Source organism: Nocardiopsis listeri, assembly GCF_020741345.1.
In the GTDB taxonomy this organism is placed as follows: domain Bacteria; phylum Actinomycetota; class Actinomycetes; order Streptosporangiales; family Streptosporangiaceae; genus Nocardiopsis; species Nocardiopsis listeri_A.
Genome location: NZ_DYZD01000344.1, coordinates 1 through 24,415 on the forward strand (window position 1 = coordinate 1; position 24,415 = coordinate 24,415).

The window sequence follows — 24,415 nt, forward strand, 5'->3', positions numbered from 1 at the left end:
ATGACCCCACCCGCACCGGCCCGCCTTCGGTCCGTGCTCGCCTTCATCGCCCTCGGCGCAGCCTTGGGCGCACTGACCCGCCACGGACTGGACTCCCTGTGGCCGCCCGCCACCTCCGGGGTTTCCTGGACGATCCTGGCCGTCAACATCACGGGCAGTGCGCTCATCGGCCTGCTGATGGAACTGATCTCGCACCGGTGGCCCCGCAATCGGTTCGTGCGCCCGTTCTGGGGGGTGGGTTTCCTGGGCGGCTACACCACCTTCTCCGCCTATGCCACGGACGTGGTCACCGCACTGGAACGAGGGTCTCCCCAGGTGGCACTGGCCTACCTGACCCTGACCCTGGTCGGTGCGCTCACCGCGGCCTGGGCCTCCTCCACCCTGGCCCACCGGCTTCTCACCCACGGCGGCGGGAGGAATCCATGATCGCCTTGATGGTGGCACTGGGCGCGGCCGTGGGCGCCCCCACACGGTTCCTGGTGGACCTGACGCTCCAGCACCGCCTGGGTCGGACCTTCCCCTGGGGCACGTTGACCGTGAACGTGGTCGGCAGCCTCATCATGGGCACGCTGTTGGCCCTGCCGCTGCCCCCCGAGGCACTGTCACTGCTGGGTACCGGGTTCTGCGGGGCGTTGACCACCTACTCCACCTTCGCCCACGAAACCGTGCAACTGGCGCGTACCGGTGCCCGGCGACGCGCCCTGGTCCTCGTTCTGGCCCACCTGGCCCTGGGCGTGGGCGCGGCCTGGCTCGGTCTGGGACTGACCACGCTCTTGAGGGGTTGAGCGATCCGCATGCGTGGCCGGCATGCCCCTCCTCGCCCGCCTGGACCGGTTCACCCGGCACCCGTCCCTGGAGCCACAACGACTTCTACGGGCCCTGGGTGGTGCGCCGGGTGGCCGCCTCCGGCGCGCCCCGCGTCCTCGACGTGGGCTGCGGAACCGGCGACCCGATCGACCGCCTGCGCCGACGGGTCTCCGAGGTCGGTGGTCTGGAACCGACCCCACCGCTGGGTGGGAGGCCATCACCCTGGTGGCGGTCCCGCACCTGCCCCTGGAACAGACCCTGCGGAAGCTTCGCGAGTCCCTGACCCCGGCCGGACGTTCGGTGGTGGTCGGCCACCACCGAGAACAGGGCGCCGCCGACCTGCCCGAGGACACCCGGATCGCCGCCACCTTCCAGGCCAAGGGCCGGGGCAGGTCCCTGGTGGGCGTGGAGCACACCCGCGTCAAGAGCGCCGAACGCGCAGCGGAGTGGAAGGGCGACCGGCGCACCTGGCTGGGCGACCTCAAGAAACTCTTGGAGGGCCGACCAGCCGAGGAGCCAGGGGCCCGTCCCCGCTGAGAGGACGCTCCTCGGGGACGGGCCCCTCCCGCCTGCGTGTACCGGTGCCTCAGTCCCGGAGGTAGGCGCGCAGGTGACGGGCGGTCAGGGTCCGTCCCTGCTCCACCAACCGCGCCGGGGTGCCCTCGAACACGATCTGTCCGCCGGCGTGCCCGGCACCCGGGCCCAGGTCGATGATGTGGTCGGCGTGCGCCATGACCGCCTGGTGGTGTTCGATCACCACCACCGTGTTGCCGTCCTCGACCAGCCGGTCCAGCAGCGCCAGCAACCGGTCCACGTCGGCCAGGTGCAGCCCGGTGGTGGGCTCGTCCAACACGTACACCGCACCCTGCTTGGCCATGCAGATCGCCAGCTTCAGCCGCTGGCGCTCACCACCGGACAAGGTCGTCAACGGCTGGCCCAACCCCAGGTAGCCCAGCCCGACGTCGAACATCCGGTCCAAGATGGTGCGGGCGCTACCGGAGGTGAAGAACCCGCGGGCCTCCTCCACCGACATGGCCAGGACCTGGCTGATGTCCTTACCGTGCAGCCTGTGCTGGAGCACCTCGTCCTTGAAACGGCGCCCCTGGCACTTCTCACAGGTGGAGGCCACCCCGGCCATCATCGCCAGGTCGGTGTAGATGACCCCGGCACCCTTGCACTCGGGGCAGGCACCCTCGGAGTTGGCGCTGAACAGCGACGCCTTGACCTTGTTGGCGCGGGCGAAGGCGGTACGGATGGGATCGAGCAGACCGGTGTAGGTGGCCGGGTTGGAGCGGCGTGATCCACGGATGGCCGACTGGTCGACCACCACCACACCCTCACGTCCGGGCAGGTTGCTGTGGATGAGTGAACTCTTGCCCGAGCCGGCCACCCCGGTCACCACGGTCAACACCCCCAAGGGCACATCCACCGACACATCGCGCAGGTTGTGCGTGGTCGCCTCACGGATGGGCAGGTGGCCGGTGGCGGTGCGCACCTCGTCCTTGAGGCGGGCCCGGTGGTCCAGGTGTCGGCCGGTGAGGGTGCCCGAGGCGCGCAGCCCGGCCACGTCACCGGTGTAGGTCACGGCGCCGCCGTGCGGACCGGCGCCCGGGCCCAGGTCCACCACGTGGTCGGCGATGGCGATGGTCTCGGGTTTGTGTTCGACCACCAGTACCGTGTTGCCCTTGTCGCGCAGGCCCAGGAGCAGGTTGTTCATCCGCTCGATGTCGTGCGGGTGCAGCCCCACGGTGGGTTCGTCGAAGACGTAGGTGATGTCGCTCAGGCTGGAACCCAGGTGGCGGACCATCTTGACCCGTTGGGCCTCACCACCGGACAGGGTTCCCGACTCCCGCTCCAGGCTCAGGTAGCCCAGCCCCACCTCCACCAGGGAGTCCAGGGTGTGGGCCAGGGTGTCCACCAACGGCTTGACGGCCGGGTCGTCGATGGTGCGTACGAACGCGGCCAGGTCGTCGATCTGCATCGAGGCGCACTCGGTGATGGTGCGCCCGCCCACCTTGACCTCTCGGGCGGCGGCGTTGAGCCTGGTGCCGGCGCACTCGGGGCAGGTGGAGGTGGCCACGGCCCGCTCCACGAAGGCGCGCAGGGCCGGTTGCATCTTGTCGCGGTCCTTGGCCAGGTAGGTCCGCTTGATCTTGGGGACCAGCCCCTCGTAGGAGAAGGAGTTCTTGCCGACCTTGACCTTGGTCAGGGGCTCGTACAGGAAGGTGTTCCACTCCTGGTCGTTGTAGTCGTCCAGGCGCTTGTCGGCGTCCAGCAACCCCGAGTGCACGAACACCTGCCAGTACCAGCTGTCCACCGTGTAACCGGGGACGGTGATGGCGCCCTCGTTCAGGGACAGTTTCCGGTCGTAGAGTTCCTCCAGGTCGATCTGGTCGGTGCGCCCCAGCCCCTCGCATTCGGGGCACATGCCCTCGGCGTTGTTGAAGCTGAACACGCTGGAGGGTTCCAGGCGCGGGGTGCCCACCCGGCTGTAGACGATGCGCAGCATGGCGTGGGCGTCGGTGGCCGTTCCCACGGTCGAGCGCGAGTTGGCGCCCATGCGTTCCTGGTCGACGATGATGGCCGCGCTGAGGTTGCGCAGTGAGTCCACGTCGGGTCGGCCGGTGCTGGGCATGAACGATTGCAAGAAGGCGGTGTAGGTCTCGTTGATGAGTCGCTGGGACTCGGCGGCGATGGTGCCGAAGACCAGTGAGGACTTCCCCGAACCGGACAGTCCGGTGAAGACGCTCAGTCTCCTCTTGGGGATGTCCACCGAGACGTTGTCGAGGTTGTTCTCCCTGGCCCCACGGACCTGGATGGTGTCGTGGGTGTCGGCCGGTGTGGTCTGTTCGAAGGTCAAGCTGCTCCCCTGATACCCGCGTTCCAACGATTCCTTATGAGCTAAACTAACATCCGGAGAACATTGGTTTATTCCATAAGGAGACGCAAGTGGTGGTCTACGCCGGCCAGGGCGACCCGCGCCGTTCCATGGCACTGCTGTGGCGCGAACACGAGCAGGGCGAGCGCACCGCCCCCGGCCCCAAACCGGAACTGAACGTGGACCTGGTCGTGCGCACCGCCATCGAGATCGCCGACGCCCTGGGCCTGCAGGCGCTGTCCATGCGCGCGGTGGGCGAGCGACTGGGCCGCACCGCCATGTCGCTCTACACCTACGTGGCCAGCAAGAACGAACTCATCGACCTGATGTACGACCAGGCCTTCGCCGAGCTGGTCGACCAGGTCGAGCAGGAGTCCGACGCCTCCCGGGAGCAGGGCTGGCGCGAGCGGACCCAGACCTGGGTGGGCCTGCTGTGGCGCTTCTACCTGCGCCACCCCTGGACCCTGGAGATCTCCCAGGCCCGCCCCGTCCTGGGTCCCAACGAGTACCGACTCTTCGAGTCGCTGGCCACGCTGTTGCACACGGCCGGTATGGCGCCCAGGGCCATCGGCAGCGCCTACGGAAGCCTGCTCAACCTGGTACGTGGCATGGTCCGTACCGCCGCCGAGGCCCGCCAGGCCCAAGCGGTGACCGGGGTGCCCGAGGACGAGTGGTGGTACGCCCGCTCCGAACAACTGGAGGAGTTGGTGCCCGATTTCTCCGAGCGCTTCCCGACCCTGACGTTGATGACCGCCCAGGGCGCCTTCGACAACGAGGACCCAACCGAGCCCTACCTGGAACGAGAGGCCTGGGAGACGTTGCGGTTCGGGCTGGAGACGCTGCTGGACGGCATCGGACGCCGCATCGACACCGCCTGAGGGGCGACGCCGCGGACGAAGCGGCGGCCCCGAGCGTCAAGGGGCGATCAGATCCAGCCCAACAGGAACAACACCAGCAGGGTCAGAGCGGCCGAGACCAGCAGGGACCCCACACAGCCCCAACGGCTGTTGTAGAAAAAGAACACGTGCACCCTCCTTTCCACGACACCGGACAGGTCACGTTCGTTGGAAGTCTGCCCCACCCACGCAAGGTCCACCACCATGAGCACACACCCGACCGCCACACCCTTGACCCCGGAACTGATCCACGGCGCCCTGGAGGTGGAACGCACCGACCGCGGCCTGCTCCCCCACCGGCTGCCCGCCCTGGCCCGCGCCCGCAACACCGACCCCCAACTGGCCATGGCCGAGTCCCAACCCTCCGGGGTGCACTTGGCGATGCGCACCCGCGCCACCGTCATCGAGCTGGACACCATCCCCACCAAACGCCACTACGCGGGCGCACCACCTCGCCCGGACGGGATCTACGACCTGCGCGTGGACGGTGGGCTCACCGCACAGGGCACCGTCGGCCAAGGAGACGTCCTACGGATCGACGTGAGCACCGGGACGTTCACCCCCGTTCGGGGCGAGCCCGGCACCGTGCGCTTCGAAGGCCTGGAAGAACGCGTCAAGGACGTGCGCATCTGGCTGCCGCACGACGAGACCACCGAACTCGTGGCCCTGCGCACCGACGCCCCCGTCCAACCCATCGCCGTTTCCGAACGCCGGGTGTGGCTGCATCACGGCAGCTCCCTCAGCCACGGCTCCAACGCCACGAACCCCACCGCCATCTGGCCGGTGATCGCGGCGGACCAAGGCGCGGTGGACCTGGTCAACCTGGGCCTGGGCGGCAGTGCCCTGCTGGACTCCTTCACCGCCGCGGCCATGCGAGAGGTCCCGGCCGACCTGGTCAGTGTCAAGATCGGCATCAACCTGGCCAACGCCGACCTGATGCGCCTGCGCGCGCTGGGCCCGGCCGTGCACGGGTTCCTCGACACCCTGCGCCAAGGCCACCCCCACACCCCGTTGCTGGTGGTCTCTGCGCTGTACTGCCCCATGCACGAACACACCCCGGGACCGGGGGCGATGGACATGGATGCCCTCAAGGAGGGCCGGGTCGCCTTCAAGGCCACCGGAGACCCGAACGACCCCACACGGCTCACCCTCACCAACATCCGTCGGGAACTGGAACGGGTCGTGGCCCAACGCGCCGACCAGGACCAGAACCTGCACTACCTGGACGGCCGTGAGCTGTACGGGGAGGCGGACTTCGCCGAACTGCCCCTGCCCGACGGCCTGCACCCCGACACCCCCACCCACCGAAGGATCGGCGAACGGTTCGCCGCCCGCGTCTTCGCCCCCGGCGCCCCCTTCGCCACCTGATCTGCCGTGGCTCAGGCGGGGCGGGCGAAGGTGATGATCTCTTCGCCGGCGGGGGTGAGCGGGGTGCGGTCCCAGTACCCGTACTGAGCGCTCACCCTCAGCCCCGCGCCGGCCAGGAAGGCGTTCAGCGGTTCGGCGGCCAGGAACCGCAGGGTGCTGCGGCTGACCTTGGTCTCCTCCCACCCCTGCACGTGGTAATCGGAGGTGAAGGTGACCAGCTCACCGTCCACCTCCCGCAGGCGGTGCACACAGGTGGCCTCACGCCCCCCGGGCCCTTCCACCGTGCGCACCTTCTCCGGGGCCCAGGCCAGCCACCCGCGCGCATCGGGGTTGCGTGTCTCGAAAACGAACCGGCCTCCGGGTGCCAGGGCACGGCGTACGGCCGCCAGGTTGGCACGCACCTCCTCGTCGGTGAGGAACACCTGGAAGGCGTGCCCGCTCATGACGATCAGGTCGAACCCGCCCTCGAAGGAATCATCCGCCCGCGCCTGGTAGGGGCCCCGGACCAGGTCACCGAGCACCCATTCGACGTCCGCGCGGTCCCTGCGTCCCACATCCAGCATCGCCTCGGCCGGGTCCAACCCCACCAGACGTCCGGTGTGCCCGCGCTCGCGCGCCACCCGGTGCAGCTTGCCGGTTCCGCAATCCACGTCCAAGACGGCCTCGGCCCCCATCACCAGGTCGAGGTAGAAGTCGTCCTGGGGCGAGACCCGCCAATGACTGAAGTGATCGTAGAGCTCGGCCATGTCCGGATCGGAGAAGTGATGATCGACCATCCCGACAGTGTCGACGTCACCCGCTCCACTGTCACCGGGTTTTACGCGGGCGCCTCTTCACGGATGCCCCCCGGTTTGAGGGTTGTGCTTACTTTTCTTCAGTAATTCGGGAAAAGTGCCAATAGGTACTTCAACGATACCGTTGAAGGTATGGATTTCGACATCGAAGATGCCACCCGAGCCGTCGACGTCAACGCCCTCATGGACCTGTTGCCCCGACGGCCGCGGCTGCTGGCCCTGGGCGAGCCCACCCACCGCCAGGGCACGCTGTTGGACCTGCGCAACGACCTCTTTCGCGGGCTCGTGGAACAGCACGGCTACCGCACGATCGCGATCGAGAGCGACTGCCTGATGGGCCTGGTCGTGGACGAGTACGTCACCGGTGGTCCGGGCACCCTGGACGAGGTGATGGAGCACGGATTCAGCCACCAATGGGGCGCCGACCAGGGCAACCGTGACCTCGTGCGCTGGATGCGCTCCCACAACGAGGGCCGCCCCGCCCATGAACAGGTCCGCTTCGTCGGCTTCGACGGCCCATGGGAGATGACCGGCGCCCGGAGCCCACGCCAGGCCCTGACCGCGCTGCACGAGTTCCTCTCCGCCCACGTGGACTCCGACCTGTCGCCCTGCACCGCACGCACCCTGCGGGACCTGCTCGGCTCCGACGATCAGTGGACCGAACCCGAGGCGATGATGGACCCCACCCGCTCGGTGGGACGCTCCGCCGAGGCCGACCGGCTGCGACTGATCGCCCACGACCTGGTGGCGCTGTTGGAGGAGCACGCACCGCACCTGATCGCGAAGACCTCGGAAGAGGGCATGGGACGGGCACGCCTGCACGGGCGTACCGCCACCGGCCTGCTGCGCTACCACCAGTGCATGGCCGACACCTCACCGGCCCGCATGTCCCGGTTGCTGAGCGTGCGCGACGCGATGATGGCCCACAACCTCCTGGCCACCGCCGAACGCTCGGCGACGTTGGTCCACGCCCACAACGCCCACCTGCAAAGGCACAAGAGCAGCATGAGCATGTGGCAGGGGCGGGTGGAATGGTGGAGCGCCGGGGCGCTGGTGAACGCCCGCCTTGGCGAGGAGTACGCCTTCCTGCACACGGCGCTGGGCACCCTGCCGGGCCAGGGCGTGGGCGCCCCACCGCCGCGCACCGTCGAAGGGCTGCTGTACGCGCTGGAGGGTGACCATCACCTGGTCGATCCCCATCTCCTGGCCCAGGCCCTGGAGGAAACCCCGCTCCCGCCTCGCGAGTCGCCCTGGTTCGGGTACGCCCCACTGGACCCGGCCCACCTGGCCCGAATCGACGGCCTGGTGTTCGTCAGGGACGTGGCCTGGATCGTGGATGGAAAATTCCTGAAACCCCCGCGGACATGACGTAGGGCGTCAAAGATCAGTGCGCGAGGACAGACCTTGACGCCCTTGTGACAGCACTCCACGTCCATAACGATCTAGGGCCCGAAACGTTCGAGCACCGTTCGCGCCGTCTCCAGTCGGATCTGCCTCACCTGGGCGAAGAGCGCGAAATCCTCGGGGTGCTCCTCGATCAGGCCCTCCTGCACCGCCGCCTCCGCCTCACGCCAGACCTCGACCACCGAGGCGTCCTCCTTACAGGCCACGTCCGCCGTCGCAACCTCGGTCTCCTCCGTTGACGGATCGCCCTCCCCGTCCGTCCAACGCTCGTCGGCCGACGCCTCGGGCGGAGTGGGATAGTCGAAGCCCCGGTCCGCCATGCAGGCGCTCCAGGCGGAGAAGGCGTCGACCACCGGGGGCGCGCTCTGGGAGGCCTCGAAGCTCGTGTGGATGTAGGAGTTCAACAGGTCGTAGTCAATGCCCGGGACACCCGCCGTGATGTCCCCGGCCGCTTCTTCGAGACACCCGGTCTCGCCCTCGCTCCCGTGGGCCGCTCGGTGCTCGGTGGCCAGGAGGGTGAGCCGGTCCTCCCGCGTCTCCTCCACGAGGACCTCGTCCGCCGCCCCGGGCGGCGCGCCGTAACCGTACTGCTCGGCCACCTCCATCTCGATCACGCCGTATCGACGTCGGTGCGCAGGGTCGGTCCCCTCCTCCTCGGGAGCGGGGAGCACCTGCCAGTCCATGCCGTGTCCGCGCATACAGTCGCGCACGAGCAGGTCCTCGGCGTGGTCGAGCGTGCGCATTTCGAAGGGGGAGAGCGTGTACTCGTCGAAGGGGAGGGCCAGCGACCGCACCCTCTGCTCCGCGGGAAGGTAGTGGTCCCCACCTCCCCCATCCTGTACGCCGCAGGCGGCGAGTCCGAGGACAACGCACAGCGCCCCGGCCACCGGAAGAAGACTGTTCATCGGTTCTCCACCGAAATGGTGCCGGGAAGGTCGCGCCCGACTTCCCCGGCACGCCGATCACCAGACCCGGATCGAGCTGATCTTGTTGTCGAATCCGTTGTCGGTCAGGTCCTTGTCGGACGAGTTCTTCTGGGCGTAGTAGGACGCTCCCTGGTATTCCGCGTGCTCGTAGAAGGAGGCGTCGCTGGACTTCTGGTTCTTCATGGAACTGGCGTTGTCATTGACGCTACGGCAGCCCGGCCCGCTCCAGCAGTTTCCGGACAGGTTGCGGTCACTTCCGGAGGTCCGCCAGGACCCGCCCTTGTAGTCGTCGTGCTCGTAGAGGTAGATGTAGGTGGCCTGTGCCTCGACCATGGGGATGCTCGCGGCCGAGGCCGTCGGAGCCGTGCCGAGCACACCGGCGACGGCGACGGAGGCCACCATCGCGGCGGTGGCGAACAATCGCTTTTTGGCGGACATGGATTCCCTCTCTCGACTGGAGACGCCAATGGCTGCCACGACCGGAATGGCCCGGTCGCGCTTCGCGGCGTCCCCAATGACATTAGGCGAGGAGTTCGATCATGAAAAGAAAATACCTTGGCCACATTAGGCCGCCCCCGGCATGACATTCCGGGATCCAGGGCCCATATTGGAGCAATTGCGGATAAAAATTAATGCCCAACGGCATTGCTGAATTCGGTGGTCACCATGATTCGGCAGAGAAGGCAGGGATGGGTGTGGCCGCCGTTCACCCGCGCCGGTGCCACATGGCCCGACCTCCTCGGGCGTGATCCGGGCGCACCGCGCCCGCGGGGGTCGTCCACAGGCGGCGTCGCCCCCTTCCCCCGCCCGCCCCGAAAACCTAGCGTGAAGGGGTGAGCGAAACTCCCAGCGTCCCCTCGCCCCACCCCTTCGACGTCGACACCTTTCTCACCCGGCCATTGGTCGCCCGCGTGGCCACCACCAACCCCTCGGGCGCGCCCACCGTCAGGCCGGTCTGGTTCCTGTGGGAGGAGGGAGTGCTGTGGTGGTTGACCGGTGAGTACGCGGTCATGGCCGAACACCTGCAACGCGACCCACGCGCCGCCGTGGTGGTCGATACCTGCGACCTGGAGCGGATGGAGTTCCTCCAGGTCATCATGCGCGGCACGGCCCAGGTGGCGCCCTTCGACCGGGCCCTGGCCGGACGCAAACTCCGCCGCTACCTGGGCGAGGACGAGAGCACCTGGCACCCGGACTTCCACCACTTCGCCGACGACGCCCGCCTGGTGCGCCTGGTCCCCGAACGCATCGTGGCCAAGGACCTGTCCAAGACCATGCCCTGACCCCGCGCACGGGGCCCACCCCAGGACCGGCTCGGACGAGGAACCGCTCCTCTACCCGGAGGGGTGGTCGCGGTGACCCTGGTCGACGATCCGTCGGAGTGCGGCGAGGTGGTTCTCGATGGCCTCGCGCCCGGTGTCGGTCAGTCGCAGACTGGTGCGCGGGTACTTGCCCACGTAGCCCTTGTGCACCTCTACGTATTGGTGCGTCTCCAACTTCCCGACCTGCTTGGACAGGGCCGACTTCGACAGGTCCGCCCCCTCGCGCACGAAGGAGAAGTCAGCCCAATCGCAGGAGGCGAGCAACGCCAGGATCTTCAACCGGGTGACGTCGGCCAGCAACGGGTCGATCTCCACGGGCCTAGCCTCGCTTTTCCGGCCTGGTCATCCACCACTTGGCGAAGGGAGGCCCCGCCAGGGCCAGCACCAGTCCCACCACGGCCCCCGAGATCGGGTAGGTCCGGCCCAGCAGGTGCGAAACGGCCATGTTGATCGAGATGAACAGCGCCAGCGCCACGAGGATGACCACGAGGGACAACGTTCGGCGTCGACGGCCGGCGACGCCGGTCGGTCGTGCGCGATTACCGGTGAGCCGCCCCCATCGGGCGGACCTGTTGAGCACGGCGGCCAGTACGGCCAACACGACCAGTCCCCAGGAGAGGTAGGGGCTCATCTGCGGGCCCAGGAACCAAAAGAGCACCGACGCGGCGAACACCGCGATGCCGGCCACGGCCCAGGGCCCGCGCTTGTGCACCAGTGCTCCAGCGGCCTCCCGATTCACGTGGTCGACCTCCTGTAGGTCTCGCTCCGCGTCGGACGGGTCGATTCGATTCATGTTGCCCTCCACTCACCTAGTTTCCTTTGAGGAAACACTAAGGTCCGGTGTGCTCCCGACGCAACCCTTGTGGCGACCCGAACACGCTTTCAACGGAGCCGGGTAGATGAGGGGCGATCACGCCTCCTCGGTCGAATCACCCGTGAGAGCCCCGCTTCGATCGCCTCCGGGGCATCGGCCGTCGCCGAGAAATACGCGTGCGCGAGGGGGCGGCGGCTGCCAACATGAGCCGGGTGCTCACCCTCACCACGTGAAAGGACCCACGTGCCCGCTCCCGACCCGGACCGGCTCCACCCCACCACCCGACCCGACCTGACCAACGTGGTCTTCCTGCGGGCCCAGGTCACCTCGGAGCTGATCGAGGTGGGCGAGTACACCTACTACGACGACCAGGGCAGCGGTGTCCCCTTCGAGGAGGCCTGCGTGCTGTACAACCACGGCCCCCAACGGCTGGTGATCGGCCGCTACAGCGCCATCGCCCCGGAGGTCACCTTCCTGATGCCGGCCGGCGACCACCCCACGATCGGCCCCTCCACCTACCCGTTCACCATGTTCGGGGGCGAGTGGGCCGAGCGCACCCTGGACACCTACCTGTCGCTGCCCACCCCACCCGACACCCGCATCGGCAACGACGTGTGGATCGGTCGGGGCGCCACCATCATGCCGGGGGTGAGCATCGGTGACGGTGCGATCGTGGCGGCGCGCAGCGTGGTGGTCAAGGACGTCGAACCCTACGCCCTGGTGGGCGGCAACCCCGCCCGGCACCTGCGCTCTCGCTTCGACGAACAACAGGTGGCCCTGCTGTTGGAGGCCCGTTGGTGGGACTGGCCGGTGGAGGCGGTCACCGAACACGCCGCGCAGATCATGGGCGGCGCCCCCGCCGATCTGGCGCGAATCGCCCGCGAGGTCCGGGCGGGCTGATCACTCCCCTACTCGCCGGTGGCCCCGTCGATGCGCTCTCGAAGCAGGTCGGCGTGGCCGTTGTGGCGGGCGTACTCCTCGATCATGTGCACCAGCACCCACCGGTGCGAGCAGTCCTCGCCGTGACGTTTCCTGGTACCGATGGCCTCCAGGGAAAGGGCCGCGGAGACCTCGCGCGCGTGGGCGATCTCGGCGTGCCACAGGGCGAAGGCCTCCTCCACCGAGGCGGTGTCCACGTCCCGGAAGTCACCTTCGAGGTTGTCGGGACCCTTGATGGGATCGGGCCGGTCGCTGCCCTCCAGGAAGAAGCGGAACCAGGCCCACTCCACCGAGGCCATATGCCGTACCAGGCCCAGCAGGGACATGTCCGAGGGAGGTACCGAACGTTGGCGCAGTTGTTCCTGGCTCAGGCCCTGACACTTGACCTCCAGGGTCTGGCGGTGCCAGTCCAGCCAGGCGGCGAGCATACGGTGTTCGTCGGCGATGAAGGGCGGGTCTGTTCGTGGATCTGTCATGGACCACGACCCTAGAACCCGGCACCCGTCCGGGCCACAGGTTTTGTCCCACGCACCGGCCAGGGCCGCAAGTCCTCTGGGAACACCATCGAAGGACCAATATGATCACCATTCATGGAGACAAGAGAACTCGGCCCCCTCGGCCCTGTCGGCGTCGTGGGTTTCGGCGCCTGGCAGATCGGTGACGCCTGGGGCCAGGTCAGCGAAACCGACGCCATGGACGCCCTGCGAACGGCGGTGCAGGAGGGTGTCACCTTCATCGACACCGCCGATGTCTACGGCGACGGGCGTAGCGAGCGCCTGGTGGGCCGGTTGCTCGAGGAGCACCCCCACCTGACCGTGGCGACCAAGATGGGTCGGCGCATGGCCCAAGAGACCGCCCACTACAACCCCGGCAACTTCCGCGCCTGGAACGACGACTCACGCCGCAACCTGGGTGTGGACAGCATCGACCTGGTGCAACTGCACTGCCCGCCCAGCGCCGTCATCGACACCGACGCGGTCTTCGACGACCTGGACGCCATGGTCGACGAGGGCCGCATGCGCGCCTACGGGGTGTCGGTGGAGACCTGCGAGCAGGCCCTGGCCGCCATCGCCCGCCCCAACGTGGCGAGTGTGCAGATCATCCTCAACGCCTTCCGGCTCAAGCCGCTGGAGAAGGTCCTGCCCGCCGCCAAGGCCGCCGGGGTCGGGGTGATCGCCCGAGTCCCGCTGGCCAGCGGCCTGCTCTCGGGCAGGTACACCCCCACCAGCAGCTTCGGCGAGGACGACCACCGCAACTTCAACCGACAAGGCCAGGCCTTCGACCAGGGCGAGACCTTCTCCGGCGTCGATTTCGCCACCGGTCTGGCGGCCGTGGAACGCCTGCGCCCCCTGGTGCCCGAAGGCACCACCATGGCCCGGTTCGCGTTGCGCTGGATCCTTGACCAGGACGGGGTGAGCACCGTCATTCCCGGCGCTCGCAACGCCGACCAGGCCCGCGGTAACGCCGCCGCCGCACAACTGCCGCCGTTGGACGCCAAGACCCATCAGCGGGTGCGCGAGGTCTACGACGAACTCATCCGTCCCCGGGTTCACCAACGCTGGTGAGCAACCTTCGGTGCGCCTGGCCGGAGCGCGGCGGGCGCACCAGAGGTTCTTTCCAGGGGCTGTCCCAGCCCCTGGGCCAGTTCCCTTCGTGCCCGGGCCGCACCGGAGCGGGCCACATCGTGGCCTTCCCGGGGCGCCGGGCCCGGAAAGGGCTCTGGTCCACCGTGTGCAGGTGTGTGCTTCCCGCCCCGCATCGAGGCGCCCATTCGCTCCAACAGCTCCGGGTCCAGATCCTCTTGGCCGGGGTCGGCCGTTGGTGGGAGAGGGCCCTGACCCCAGCGTGGCGCGGGGATCAACCCCCTCAGCGGCCCCGGCCCCTCACCGGGGTCCTCGGTGGAAGGCGGCGCCTGGGGGTGCGGGATCTGGTCCGGGACGCTGCGACAGGGCCCCTGGCACAGCAGGCAGCGCCCACCGGGGTGGTTGCGTACCCCCGGGTGCTCGGGACAGGTGTTGTCGGACCTGCCCAGTGCGTCGAGCACGAACTCCTCCGGGGGCCGATCGAACGGGTCGCCCTCGTCCTCGCCGTGGCCGGAGCCGGGCCACGGCTCGGGCGCAACGCCCCAGTCCACCCCCGCGTTCCAGGGCCGGTGCACTCCTCGCCCCAAATGCCCGTCCAAGAACGCCTGCGCGCTGGTCAGGTTCGCCATGCGCCGCATCAGGGCTCCGAAGGGGCGACCCAGGCCGCCTATCCCGGACAAGAGCACACGCACCTGCTCCAGCGGCAACCCGGCCTTCAGTAGCCGCTCGGCCCTACGCTGCAAAGCCGACCGGTCCGCGTGAGGGTTCAGCAGCGACCGATCGGGGACACGCGCCAACAGATCCCACAGCCCATCGTTGCGCCTTTCGGGCTTTTCAGGCGAGATGATCTTTTCGGGTGCCTCTGGGGTGGTGGAGGTTTCAGACTCGGACGGACCCCCTTCTCCCCTGTTGCTTGTCCGGTGTTCCCTTCTATTAGTTGACCCACCACTGTCCGACCGTCGTTCGTGTGACTGTCCAGAACCGTCAAGTCCGAGCCGTGAGGCGTCGTAGACGGTCACCTCCGTGACCAGACGCCGGCCACAACGCTTCTTCTGTCGGACCAGGTAGCCACAAGCGCCGAGTTCGTTGAAGGCCTTCAGGTGAGCCGTGCGGCCCTGGGCGCGATCGCCTCGCGCCCGACGGGCCCTGCGCCACAGACCCTCGGCGGTCACATCGGAGTTGAAGGCGTCGGTGTTGGACAACGCGCCGATCAGGATCATTCGGGCCAGGGGACTCAAGCGCTCGTCCCGGATCAGCGCGTTGGGAACCAGGGTGCAGTTCGACCTGATTTCGCTGCGTATGACCTTCATCGTTAACCCCCGACCGGAACGAAGGCGAAGAGGTTTCGCGTAAGCGCCTGTGAGTGGGGGCGGAAGAAGTTACACTTCAACACGCACCGCCTTCCTGTTCTTCCAGGAGTCGGTGAGCCGCATTCCTGCTTGTGACAGGGATCGGTCAGGGGCTGCCCACCGGTGGTCTAGCACCAGGGCGGCCCCGAACTCTTTTCGGGTGTGCCAACTCATGTACGGATAGCCGAGGAGGATCGTGCGAACACCAGTTCGTACGACCTCGACGTAAAGAACTTTGGCACACCCTCGCAAGACACGCGGGCCTTTTCCCCGAAAAACTCCTCCTCATCGATTTTTCGCCCCAGAAAAACACCTGATTCCCCCGAAAGGGAAAATCTCCCGCAACCCAATAAGAGCGAAACAAATCGACAAAAAGCCCCGCAGGCCCATCAGGGCCCACGGGGCTTTCACGACGAACCGAACGCTAGATGAGGCCCTGGGCCAACATCGCGTCGGCGACCATCTCGAACCCGGCCAGGTTGGCGCCCAGCACGTAGTCGCCCTTGGAACCGTGCCGCTCGGCCGCCTCCTCACACCGGTCGTGGATCCCGGCCATGGTCTCGGCCAGCTCCGACTCGGCGTGGTCGAAGGACCACGAGGTACGGCGCGCGTTCTGACGCATCTCCAGCACACTGGTGGCCACACCACCGGCGTTGGCCGCCTTGCCCGGGGCGAAGAGCACCTTCCCCTCGCGGAAGACCTGCACCGCCTCGGGAGTGGTGGGCATGTTCGCACCCTCCGACACCGCCAGCACACCGTTGTTCACCAGCGTCTTGGCGGCGGTGGCGTCCAACTCGTTCTGGGTGGCGCACGGCAGGGCCACGTGGCAGGGCACGTCCCACACACTGCCGCCCTCCACGTACTCGGCGCCCGGGCGACGGTCGGCGTAGACGCTGATGCGCTCACGGTCGACCTCCTTGATCTGCTTGATCAGATCAAGGTCCAGTCCGGCCTCATCGACCACGTAGCCGCCCGAGTCCGAGCAGGCCACCACGGTCGCGCCCAACTGCTGGGCCTTTTCCACCGCGTAGATGGCGACGTTGCCCGAACCGGACACCACCACCTTGAGGCCGTCCAGCCCGCGCCCGTTGCGCTCCAACATGCGCTGGGTGAACATGACCGTCCCGTACCCCGTGGCCTCGGTACGCACGGCCGAGCCGCCCCAGTCCATGCCCTTGCCGGTGATGACCCCGGCCTCCCAGCGGTTGCTCAGCCGCCGGTACTGTCCGAACATGTAGCCGATTTCGCGGGCGCCCACGCCGATGTCACCGGCGGGGATGTCGGTGTACTCGCCCAGGTGACGGTGCAGCTCGGTCATGAACGACTGGCAGAACCGCTCGATCTCGTTGTCGGAGCGACCCTTGGGGTCGAAGTCGCTGCCGCCCTTGCCGCCACCGATGCCCATGCCGGTCAGGGCGTTCTTGAAGATCTGCTCAAAGCCCAGGAACTTGACCACGCCCAGGTTCACGCTGGGGTGGAAGCGCAGACCGCCCTTGTAGGGGCCGAGGGCGCTGTTGAACTCCACCCGAAAACCCCGGTTGACGTGGATGTGGCCCTGGTCGTCGCGCCAGGGTACTCGGAAGATGATCTGACGCTCGGGCTCGCACAGGCGCTCCAGGACACGCTCGGTGGCATAGCGCGGGTACATGGACAGCGCCGGCGACAGACACTCCAGCACCTCCAGTACCGCCTGCTGGAACTCCGGCTCGTCGGGGTTGCGACGTGCCACGTGCTCGAAGGCACTACGGACACCCGGGTGGTGGTCCTCCCGGGCACCATGGGAAAACGGCATGCGAGTACGTTCCCTTCTCAATATTGGAACGGGCGCCCCGCACGCCGTTGTACCGGGAACCTCTGTCATCCATCGAAGCCTAGGTGGAATACCGCCCCAAAGGGCCCATATGGGCGGCAACCGCCCCTCATGCTTCCAGTGTATTACCTTGATATGAACATACCCCTCTGGCCTGGACCGAAGGACGCACCGTCTCCTTCGGCCCCGCCTGCGGGCACGCCCGGGGCCGGTCACGACACCCTCATCCAGCGCCCCCGCACAGGGTCGACGCCCCTGGGTATACCCATCCTGAGCACCCCATGCGCCACACCGCTCACTGGGACCCATCGCACATCCTCACGGCCCGCACCAACGGCGGAAAGAGCCGATAACGTGACCGTGCCCAGGCCCCCGCGATGAACCGAGGCCGACTCCGTACTCACCGCGAGTCGGCCCCACCCGCCAAGGAGAGCCCGCCATGCCCGGCGACCAGGACCACCCGCTCAAGGGCGGCATGATGAACACCGTCACCCGCCGCGGTGACCGCGTGGTGCGCACCGCCCCCGACCACGCGCCGGCCCTGCACACCTTCCTCACCCGCCTCACCAAGGCCGGGTTCACCGGCGCCCCCACACCCCTGGCCCTGCACCCCGACGGACGCGAGGAACTCACCTTCATCGAAGGCGAGGTGGCCCTGCCACCCTTCCCCGCATGGGCCCTGCGCGATGAGGTCGTACCCCAGGCGGCCGCCCTCTTGCGCCGCTACCACGACGTCGCCGCGACGATCCCCCTCGACCCGGACGTCGACTGGCCCACCGCCCTCGCCGACCCCGAAGGCGGCACCATCCTGTGCCACAACGACCCCTGCCTCGAGAACATCGTCTTCCGGCACGACCGGGCCACCGCACTCATCGACTTCGACCTGGCCGCCCCGGGCCGTCCCGTATGGGACCTGGCCGCCCTGGCCTTCTACCTCGGCCCGACCATAGACCCCGAATCGGCCACCACCAGCGGCTTCCACGGCCTCGACGTCCCTCGCCGCCTACGTCTGATGGCCGACGCCTACGGCATGACCCGGACCGACCGCGCGATCCTCCCGGCCACGCTGCGCCGCTACAACGAGGTCTCCCGTACCTTCGTGCGCACCATGGTCGAAGGCGGCGATGCCCTGTTCATCCGCGACCTGGAACACTTCGGCGGCTGGGCCCGCTGGGACCGACGCAACGACTGGCTCACCGAACAGGAGCCCCGCTTCCTGCGCGCTCTGCTCGACTGAACCTCATTGTCCCCGGGCACGGCCTGTCGACGTGTTCCCACCCGAGTTCGCGGGCATCCTCCAAACCATGGACAACACCGTCTTCGGGCCCAACGGCCCCACCCGGCAGGCGGGACGGCCCGACGTCGAACACCTGATGGCGGTCCTGAACCGCCACCGCGCCGACCTGGCCGACGCCAAAGGCGTCACCATCGGCTCCGGCGAGATCGTGCACACCCTCACCAGCCACCTGTGGGCGGGGGTGTCGGTACCGGCCACCGGCTGCCACGCCGCCGTGGACCCACTTCGCCTGCGCGCCGCCACCACCGGGGTCAACTGCCGCCGCTGTCTGGCACGCTATCGCCGCCCCGACGCCTCCATCCCCGGCCAGACCCTGCTGGAGCTGCCGACCACGCGTGACTGAAGCCCATGGTCGGCCCCGCCCGGCGAACGGATCCCCTCCCCCGCACCCCGCCCTGAAAAACCGGTGGCCCCACGCCACCCGAATGGGGATCATCGACCCATGCGTATGGGAGTGGTGGGCCTTCGCCGGGGACTGCACATGGCCCGATGGGCCAAACGGATCGGCATCGACGTGGTCGCGGGCTGCGATGTGGACCCCGCCACGGCGCGGCACGCCACCGCACAACTGCCCACCCTGACCCTGGTCGAGCACTGGCGCGACCTGCTCCACCAGGATCTGGACGCGGTCCTGCTCACCAACGACTTCGACGCCCACGCACCCCTGGCCATCACCTTCCTCGAACACGGCGTCCACGTACTCTCAGAGACCGCGGCCTGCGCCAACCCCCGGGAGGGGGCCGAACTCCTGGCCGCCGCCCAGGCCGGCACGGCCACCTACTCCTTCGCGGAGAACTACGTCCTGCACCCGCACACGCGGCTCCTGCGCGCACTCGCCCAAGAGGGCACGTTGGGCCGGGTCGACCTCATCGAAGCCGACTACCTGCACGCCATGGCACCCCGAACGGTCCAAGACCTGATCGGGGACCCGGGACACTGGCGCGGCCGTATCGCTCCGACCGCCTACTGCACGCACTCGCTGTCGCCGATCCTGGCGATCACCGACGCCCTGCCGGTACAGGTCACCGCCTTCACCGTGCACACCGCCTCGCCCAGGCAGGCCTCGGTGATGGCGGTGCGCCTGTCCACCGGAGCCCTGGCCCTGACCCGCAACGGCTTCCTCCAGGGAGAACCGGACTCGCACTGGAGTCGGATCTCGGTACACGGCACACGCGCGGCCGCCGAAGCGGGACGAAGCTTCGGCGAGAGCGCCTGGTCGGTACGAGTGCGTCACCAGGGGTGGACACGAGCGGACGGGCACACCCGGCAGGACGAACACACCGCCCCACCGGTGCTCGTGGACGGCGTGGCCGTGGAACGAGGGCAGGAGGGCACGGTGCTCCTACTCCAGGGACTACGCGCCACCGTGGAACAGGGAACGCCGCCACCGGTGGGGGTACACGAGGCCGTGGCCGCCTCCCTGGTCGGAGTGGCCGGAGCCCGGTCCCTGAGCGAAGGCTCCCTACCGGTACCGGTCCCCCTGCCCTGGACCTGACCCCCTGACCTCGTGGGCCTTTCCCGTCGCCGCCCCGGCCGCGGCCGGTCCCCCCGCCAGCCGGTCGCTACCCGACCAACACCCCCTCGAGGGAGCGATCGGGTGCACCTGCCACCGGCCACCACCAAGGCGCTCCCCTAAGCTCGAGGCGACCTCGAATCCACCCCTGGTGGTCCCCTCATCCCACCTTGTTCCTGGAGCGTTCCCGCGTGTCCACCCACCCCACCCGGCACCGCCCCTCCGGGCTGGCCTTCGCCCTCGCCTCGGCCCTGACCTTCGGTGGTTCGGGGGTCTTCGCCCGCCCCCTGATGGACGCCGGCATGGACCCACTCCACGTCACCTGGCTGCGCGTGGCCGGCGCCGCCCTGATCCTGCTGCCGGTGGCCCTGCGCCACTGGCGTCTGGTCCTGCGCCGCCCCCTGCTGTTGTCGGCCTATGGCCTCTTCCCCATGGCCGGGGTCCAAGCCCTGTACTTCGCCGCCATCGCCCGCATCCCCGTCGGTATCGCCCTGCTGTTGGAGTTCCTGGGCCCGGTCCTGGTGCTGTTGTGGGTACGCCTGGTGCGCCGCAGACCGGTCTCCCCCGCCGCCGTCATCGGCGTGGTCCTGGCGGTGGCCGGGCTGAGCCTGCTGCTGGAGGTGTGGGCCGGCATGCGCCTGGACGCCATCGGGGTGGGCCTGGCACTGGGCGCGGCCGCGGCCCAGGCGGCGTTCTTCCTGCTGGGCGATGCCATGGGAGAGGACGCCGACCCCTTGGCCGTCATCGCCTTCGGCGCCCTGATCGCCGGTGTGGTCTTGGGCGTGCTCGCCCGCCCCTGGACCCTGCCCTGGGAACTGCTGGGCGCACCCCTGCCCCTGGGCGGTATCGCCCCGCCCGGGTGGGCCATCGCCGTGTGGTTGGCCCTGGTGTGCACCGCCATCGCCTACTTCACCGGGGTCTCGGCGATCAAGCGTTTGTCCCCACAGGTCGCCGGAGGTGTGGCCTACCTGGAGGTGGTCACCGCCATCGTGCTGGCCTGGATCCTGCTGGGCGAGGCGCTCAACACCATGCAGCTTCTGGGCGCGGTGGTGATCGTGACCGGGGCGTTCATCGCCCAGACAGCGGTGCCCACCACCCCGACCACCACCGCGGCGAGCGATCTCGACGAACCCACCGCCACCACACCGGCCGACGAAGGCGACCCCACACGAGCCCGAGCCCTGGACCGGGACTGAATCCGACCCGGCTCGGCCGCCCACGTGGTCTCCGTGGTTGCGGTCGCCGCCGACATCGAGTCACCGGTCCCTGAACTCGGCATCGAGGACCAACAGCTCACCGTCCTGGGTGAGTGCGACCTCGGCGCGAGCGAAGAACGGATCCCCGAAGGGGCGGGTCTCCGCGAAGGCCACGCGCACGGTGTTCTCGATGTCGGTCGACGAGATGGCGCACTCCAGGGGCACCACCGCGAGGGTGTGGTCCTCGCCGAGCTCGATCGAGTCCAGGTCCTCACCGGTCAGTGCGATGGCCATACGCTGATCCACGGTGGCCTCGCTCTCGGTCGCGTCGATCCCCTCCTGGAGCAGTTCGAGGAAGAGGTCGAGGCGCCCCTCGACGTAGTCGACCCGGTACTCCACGGCGCACCGCGCAGGGTCCTCGGACTCGACCGCGGTGAGGGTGATGGACTCCTGTACCCGGTGGTCGCGGTAGCCCTCGCTCTGGTCGATGAGCTCATCGGAAATACGGAACTCGATGCTGCGCGCCGGGTCCGTCGCGGGCTCGGTGAAGTCGAAGACGGTCGATGGGCCGCACGCGGTCAGCACGAGCAAGGAGATCGAACTCAGTGTCGCGAGGGCGGTGGGGGACTTGATGGCGTGCTCCTTGACTTGTCCAAAGAACCAGCGGGTTCGACGCCTTACGGTTTCGAACCCGCTCCGGGGAGAGGTACACGTGCGGTATGGCCGCGAACGCAGGTGCCTGAAGAGGAGGAACCGGCCCCGCACGCCTGAATCGGACCGGCTGTCTCAGCGCCGGGCCGGCAACGCGATCCGGTCCAGGTCCGCGGCCAACACGACCGCTCCGTCGAACTCCTCGGCGGCCTGGGCCACGAACGAGCCCTCCTGGTCTTGTTCGTACCTCTCCGACAGGTGGGTGAGCACCAGCAGGCGCACCCCCGCCCGCGCGGCGATCCGACCCGCCTGCCGGGCCGTCAGATGCCCGTACCGTTCGGCCCAATCCTCGTGCTCGTCCAGGTAGGTCGACTCGATCACCAGCATGTCCGCACCCCATGCCAACTCCACGGCCTGCTCGCACTCGCCGGTGTCCATCACGAACGCGAACACCTGCCCGGGCCGGGGGCGGGCGCACTCTGCCAGCTCCACCGTGCGCCCCCGCACCTCGATACTTCCCTGACGCTGCAAACGGGCGATGTCGGGCCCGTGCACCCCGAAGTGCGCCAACCGCTCGGGCAGCATCCGCCACCCGTCCGGTTCGACCAACCGGTACCCGTAGGCCGGTACCGAGTGGCGCAGCGGCAACGCCGTGATGGTGAACGGCTCCTCCTCGCCCAGCACACAGCCGCCCCCGCCGCCCACCGGTTGGGCAACGATCACGTCGGTGTCCACGAAGGAGGTGGCGTGCCGCAACCGCTCCCAGTACTCCTGGCCCGACCCCGGGTAGGCGGCCCTTACCGTGTGCGACACCTGGTCGCGGGCGATGCGCTGCACGATGCCCGGCAACCCCAGACTGTGGTCGCCGTGGAAGTGGGTCACGCAGATCCGGGTGATGTCGGAGGCCGCGAGTCCCGCCATGCGCATCTGCCGCTGGGTGCCCTCACCAGGGTCGAACAACACCCCCTGATCCCCCCAACGCAGGAAGTACCCGTTGTGATTGCGCCGACGGGTGGGAACCGCACTGGAGCTGCCCAAGATCACGAGTTCACGAACCGACATGGCCCACATTGTCCCATTCCCCGGCCGTCCTGCCCGCCTCCACCACCGCTCTGTCCACAACAGGCCACACCGCCCCGACCCCTGCTTTTCCCGGCCAGGTCATGCCCGCCCCAGCCCACAAAACCAAGGAGGACCGTGACCGACGAACCCCACCGACCCATCACCATCACCGTGGAACAGGGCTCGGAGCGGCTCCGGTTCACCACCACACACCCCCGACGGCAGAGTGTCCATCGAGGCGGTCGGATTCACCGACGACGGCGAGATCACCACGAACCTGTCCGGGGTCCTGCCGGCGGAGACCATGACCACCCTGGGGTGGCTCATGCTGCGAAGTTCCACCATCGGCCAGGATCCGGTCGGGTTCGCACAGGCACAACGCCGCCACCCCCCAACGCCTACCGGCCCTGGAGCGCCGAGGACGACGAACCCCTGGCCCGGCGCTTCGCCCAGGGCACGACCCTGGCCGCACTCGCACAGGAGCTCGGTCGCAACACCGGTGCGATCCGCTCCCGCCTGACACGGCCGGGCATAGACGAACCCGAACCCGGATGAGCCACCGCCGGCCCGACCTCATCCTCAACACCCGCCCCACCACACCCATGGCCGCGCACACCGTAGGCTTGACGGCCATGCCCACACACGAACGCGAGATCACCTCACCCGTGGACCTGTGCACCCCCCAGGGGCGCCTGAACCGCGAGGCGGTGGGCTGGTCGCGCACCCCGCTGCACCGCACCCACATCCCCGGCTGGTCACGCACCAAACGCTGGGAATACTGGTGCGTGAGCACCCCCACCCACCTGATCGCCATCACCGTCGCCGACATCGACTACCTGGGCCTGACCTCGGTCTACCTACTGGACCACGCCGACCCCACCGCACCCGTGGAGGTCACCCGCACCGCGCTGCGCCCCCTGGGACACGGAGTGCGCGTGCCCCACAGCCTGGGCACCGGCCCCACCGCCGCCCTGGGCCCCATCCGCGCCCACATCGACGACACCCCCACCGGCACCCGCCTGCGCTTTTCCTGCACCACCGACCACGGGCCCCTCCACGCCGACCTGCTGGTCACCCGGCCTCCAGGCCACGAATCCATGAGCGTGGTCATCCCCTGGAGCCCCACCCGCTTCCAGTACACCTCCAAACACACCGCACGCCCCGCCTCGGGCACCGTCCGCCTGGGCGAGCACACCTACGACTTCACCGACGCCTTCGGTGTACTGGACCACGGCCGCGGCCGCTGGCCCTACGACATCAACTGGAACTGGGGCGCCGCCGCGGGCCACACCAACGGCCACACCCTGGGCCTACAGTTCGGCGGCCAATGGACCAAGGGCACCGGACTGACCGAGAACGCCCTGTGCGTGGACGGCCGCCTCACCAAGATCGGCGAAGAACTGGTCTGGGACTACGACCCCGACGACTTCCTGGCCCCCTGGCGCCTGTACACCCCCGCCTCCGACCGTGTCGACGTGGTCTTCACCCCCTTCCACGAACGCGTCGACCGCACCGACACCGGCCTGATCGTCAGCGACACCCACCAGTGCTTCGGCCACTACCGGGGCACCGTACGCACCGACGACGGCACCACCCTGACCGTGACCGATCTGAACGGCTTCGCCGAACAGGTCCACATGCGCTGGTGAGCGGCGGGGGCGCGCACCGAACACACCGTGCGCGCCCCACCCTTGGGGCATGGCGTGGCCACAGCCGACCTGAACACGCCCGGTTAGCGCCACTTGCCTCCCCCGCCCCACACCACCCTCAGACAAAACGACACCGAAAGCCTCTGGATAAGCGACA

General features: G+C 68.6%; 25 protein-coding genes. 14 read left to right on the top strand and 11 right to left on the bottom strand.

Annotation, left to right across the window (positions count from 1 at the left end; all coding sequences use genetic code 11):
* The 3 genes from K8V84_RS18320 to K8V84_RS25880 all read left to right on the top strand — a co-directional run bounded on the left by K8V84_RS18320 (nt 1) and on the right by K8V84_RS25880 (nt 1,344).
* A complete protein-coding gene (locus K8V84_RS18320; RefSeq protein ID WP_304076488.1) occupies nt 1–426 on the top strand; it encodes a CrcB family protein in 426 nt (141 codons plus the stop codon).
* Nucleotides 423–785 (top strand): fluoride efflux transporter CrcB, encoded by a 363-nt coding sequence (gene crcB / locus K8V84_RS18325; RefSeq protein WP_304076491.1) that lies wholly within the window; start codon nt 423–425, stop codon nt 783–785. The genes K8V84_RS18320 and crcB overlap by 4 nt, the downstream gene beginning before the upstream one ends.
* Before the next feature lie 247 nt (nt 786–1,032).
* Nucleotides 1,033–1,344 carry a hypothetical protein gene (locus K8V84_RS25880; RefSeq protein ID WP_369696643.1) on the top strand — a complete coding sequence of 104 codons (312 nt, stop codon included), beginning with the start codon at nt 1,033–1,035 and terminating at the stop codon, nt 1,342–1,344.
* Nucleotides 1,345–1,393: 49 nt separating this feature from the next.
* On the opposite strand, the gene K8V84_RS18335 is transcribed toward K8V84_RS25880, so the two are convergent.
* Nucleotides 1,394–3,667 (bottom strand): excinuclease ABC subunit UvrA, encoded by a 2,274-nt coding sequence (locus tag K8V84_RS18335; RefSeq protein ID WP_304076494.1) that lies wholly within the window; start codon nt 3,665–3,667, stop codon nt 1,394–1,396.
* An 89-nt stretch (nt 3,668–3,756) separates the two neighbouring features.
* On the opposite strand from K8V84_RS18335, the gene K8V84_RS18340 reads away from it, so the two are divergent.
* Nucleotides 3,757–4,563 (top strand): TetR/AcrR family transcriptional regulator, encoded by an 807-nt coding sequence (locus K8V84_RS18340; protein WP_304076497.1) that lies wholly within the window; start codon nt 3,757–3,759, stop codon nt 4,561–4,563.
* Nucleotides 4,564–4,785: 222 nt separating this feature from the next.
* Entirely contained in the window at nt 4,786–5,949 is a 1,164-nt protein-coding gene (locus K8V84_RS18345) for an SGNH/GDSL hydrolase family protein (protein WP_304076500.1), read from the top strand.
* A gap of 11 nt (nt 5,950–5,960) precedes the next feature.
* Here the strand turns inward: K8V84_RS18345 and K8V84_RS18350 are convergent, their stop codons facing one another.
* Nucleotides 5,961–6,725: a trans-aconitate 2-methyltransferase gene (locus K8V84_RS18350; protein ID WP_304076502.1), complete on the bottom strand. Its 765-nt coding sequence runs from the start codon at nt 6,723–6,725 to the stop codon at nt 5,961–5,963.
* Nucleotides 6,726–6,875: 150 nt separating this feature from the next.
* Here K8V84_RS18350 and K8V84_RS18355 point away from each other — a divergent pair, with 150 nt between their 5' ends.
* Nucleotides 6,876–8,111 (top strand): erythromycin esterase family protein, encoded by a 1,236-nt coding sequence (locus K8V84_RS18355; RefSeq protein ID WP_304076505.1) that lies wholly within the window; start codon nt 6,876–6,878, stop codon nt 8,109–8,111.
* Between the two features lie 74 nt (nt 8,112–8,185).
* On the opposite strand, the gene K8V84_RS18360 is transcribed toward K8V84_RS18355, so the two are convergent.
* On the bottom strand, nt 8,186–9,052 hold the full coding sequence (locus tag K8V84_RS18360; RefSeq protein WP_304076508.1) for a hypothetical protein: 867 nt from the start codon (nt 9,050–9,052) through the stop codon (nt 8,186–8,188).
* A 57-nt stretch (nt 9,053–9,109) separates the two neighbouring features.
* On the bottom strand, nt 9,110–9,511 hold the full coding sequence (locus tag K8V84_RS18365) for a peptidase inhibitor family I36 protein (protein ID WP_304076511.1): 402 nt from the start codon (nt 9,509–9,511) through the stop codon (nt 9,110–9,112).
* A 395-nt stretch (nt 9,512–9,906) separates the two neighbouring features.
* Between K8V84_RS18365 and K8V84_RS18370 the strand changes: the two genes are divergently transcribed.
* Nucleotides 9,907–10,356 (top strand): pyridoxamine 5'-phosphate oxidase family protein, encoded by a 450-nt coding sequence (locus K8V84_RS18370; protein ID WP_304076513.1) that lies wholly within the window; start codon nt 9,907–9,909, stop codon nt 10,354–10,356.
* Between the two features lie 51 nt (nt 10,357–10,407).
* Here K8V84_RS18370 and K8V84_RS18375 read toward each other — a convergent pair whose 3' ends face one another.
* Both K8V84_RS18375 and K8V84_RS18380 read right to left on the bottom strand, forming a co-directional pair.
* Nucleotides 10,408–10,710: a transcriptional regulator gene (locus K8V84_RS18375; protein ID WP_304076515.1), complete on the bottom strand. Its 303-nt coding sequence runs from the start codon at nt 10,708–10,710 to the stop codon at nt 10,408–10,410.
* A 4-nt stretch (nt 10,711–10,714) separates the two neighbouring features.
* The gene (locus K8V84_RS18380; RefSeq protein WP_304076516.1) at nt 10,715–11,188 is read right to left on the bottom strand and encodes a hypothetical protein; all 474 of its coding nucleotides are present in this window, start codon (nt 11,186–11,188) and stop codon (nt 10,715–10,717) included.
* Nucleotides 11,189–11,452: 264 nt separating this feature from the next.
* Between K8V84_RS18380 and K8V84_RS18385 the strand changes: the two genes are divergently transcribed.
* Nucleotides 11,453–12,109 (top strand): CatB-related O-acetyltransferase, encoded by a 657-nt coding sequence (locus K8V84_RS18385; RefSeq protein WP_304076519.1) that lies wholly within the window; start codon nt 11,453–11,455, stop codon nt 12,107–12,109.
* Nucleotides 12,110–12,117: 8 nt separating this feature from the next.
* On the opposite strand, the gene K8V84_RS18390 is transcribed toward K8V84_RS18385, so the two are convergent.
* Complete coding sequence (locus K8V84_RS18390) at nt 12,118–12,624, bottom strand: DinB family protein (RefSeq protein WP_304076521.1); 507 nt, start codon at nt 12,622–12,624, stop codon at nt 12,118–12,120.
* A 114-nt stretch (nt 12,625–12,738) separates the two neighbouring features.
* On the opposite strand from K8V84_RS18390, the gene K8V84_RS18395 reads away from it, so the two are divergent.
* Entirely contained in the window at nt 12,739–13,713 is a 975-nt protein-coding gene (locus tag K8V84_RS18395) for an aldo/keto reductase (RefSeq protein WP_304076523.1), read from the top strand.
* Here K8V84_RS18395 and K8V84_RS18400 read toward each other — a convergent pair.
* Together K8V84_RS18400 and gdhA are read right to left on the bottom strand one after the other, a co-directional pair.
* The gene (locus tag K8V84_RS18400) at nt 13,698–15,041 is read right to left on the bottom strand and encodes a hypothetical protein (protein WP_304076525.1); all 1,344 of its coding nucleotides are present in this window, start codon (nt 15,039–15,041) and stop codon (nt 13,698–13,700) included. The genes K8V84_RS18395 and K8V84_RS18400 overlap by 16 nt on opposite strands.
* A 463-nt stretch (nt 15,042–15,504) precedes the next feature.
* On the bottom strand, nt 15,505–16,872 hold the full coding sequence (gdhA, locus tag K8V84_RS18405; protein ID WP_304076526.1) for an NADP-specific glutamate dehydrogenase: 1,368 nt from the start codon (nt 16,870–16,872) through the stop codon (nt 15,505–15,507).
* Nucleotides 16,873–17,329: 457 nt separating this feature from the next.
* Between gdhA and K8V84_RS18410 the strand changes: the two genes are divergently transcribed.
* The 4 genes from K8V84_RS18410 (at nt 17,330) to K8V84_RS18425 (ending at nt 20,896) form a co-directional block, all read left to right on the top strand.
* The gene (locus K8V84_RS18410) at nt 17,330–18,127 is read left to right on the top strand and encodes a phosphotransferase (protein WP_304076528.1); all 798 of its coding nucleotides are present in this window, start codon (nt 17,330–17,332) and stop codon (nt 18,125–18,127) included.
* A 67-nt stretch (nt 18,128–18,194) separates the two neighbouring features.
* Nucleotides 18,195–18,530, top strand: a complete 336-nt coding sequence (locus K8V84_RS18415) for a hypothetical protein (protein WP_304076529.1) — start codon at nt 18,195–18,197, stop codon at nt 18,528–18,530.
* A 99-nt stretch (nt 18,531–18,629) separates the two neighbouring features.
* Nucleotides 18,630–19,682 (top strand): Gfo/Idh/MocA family protein, encoded by a 1,053-nt coding sequence (locus K8V84_RS18420; protein ID WP_304076531.1) that lies wholly within the window; start codon nt 18,630–18,632, stop codon nt 19,680–19,682.
* Between the two features lie 209 nt (nt 19,683–19,891).
* Nucleotides 19,892–20,896, top strand: a complete 1,005-nt coding sequence (locus tag K8V84_RS18425; RefSeq protein WP_304076534.1) for a DMT family transporter — start codon at nt 19,892–19,894, stop codon at nt 20,894–20,896.
* A gap of 60 nt (nt 20,897–20,956) precedes the next feature.
* On the opposite strand, the gene K8V84_RS18430 is transcribed toward K8V84_RS18425, so the two are convergent.
* Entirely contained in the window at nt 20,957–21,487 is a 531-nt protein-coding gene (locus K8V84_RS18430; RefSeq protein ID WP_304076536.1) for a hypothetical protein, read from the bottom strand.
* Between the two features lie 195 nt (nt 21,488–21,682).
* Nucleotides 21,683–22,609, bottom strand: coding sequence for a ribonuclease Z (locus K8V84_RS18435; protein ID WP_304076538.1), 927 nt, complete (start codon nt 22,607–22,609; stop codon nt 21,683–21,685).
* A 632-nt stretch (nt 22,610–23,241) separates the two neighbouring features.
* Here K8V84_RS18435 and K8V84_RS18440 point away from each other — a divergent pair.
* Complete coding sequence (locus K8V84_RS18440; RefSeq protein ID WP_304076540.1) at nt 23,242–24,258, top strand: DUF2804 domain-containing protein; 1,017 nt, start codon at nt 23,242–23,244, stop codon at nt 24,256–24,258.
* Nucleotides 24,259–24,415: the final 157 nt, after the last annotated feature.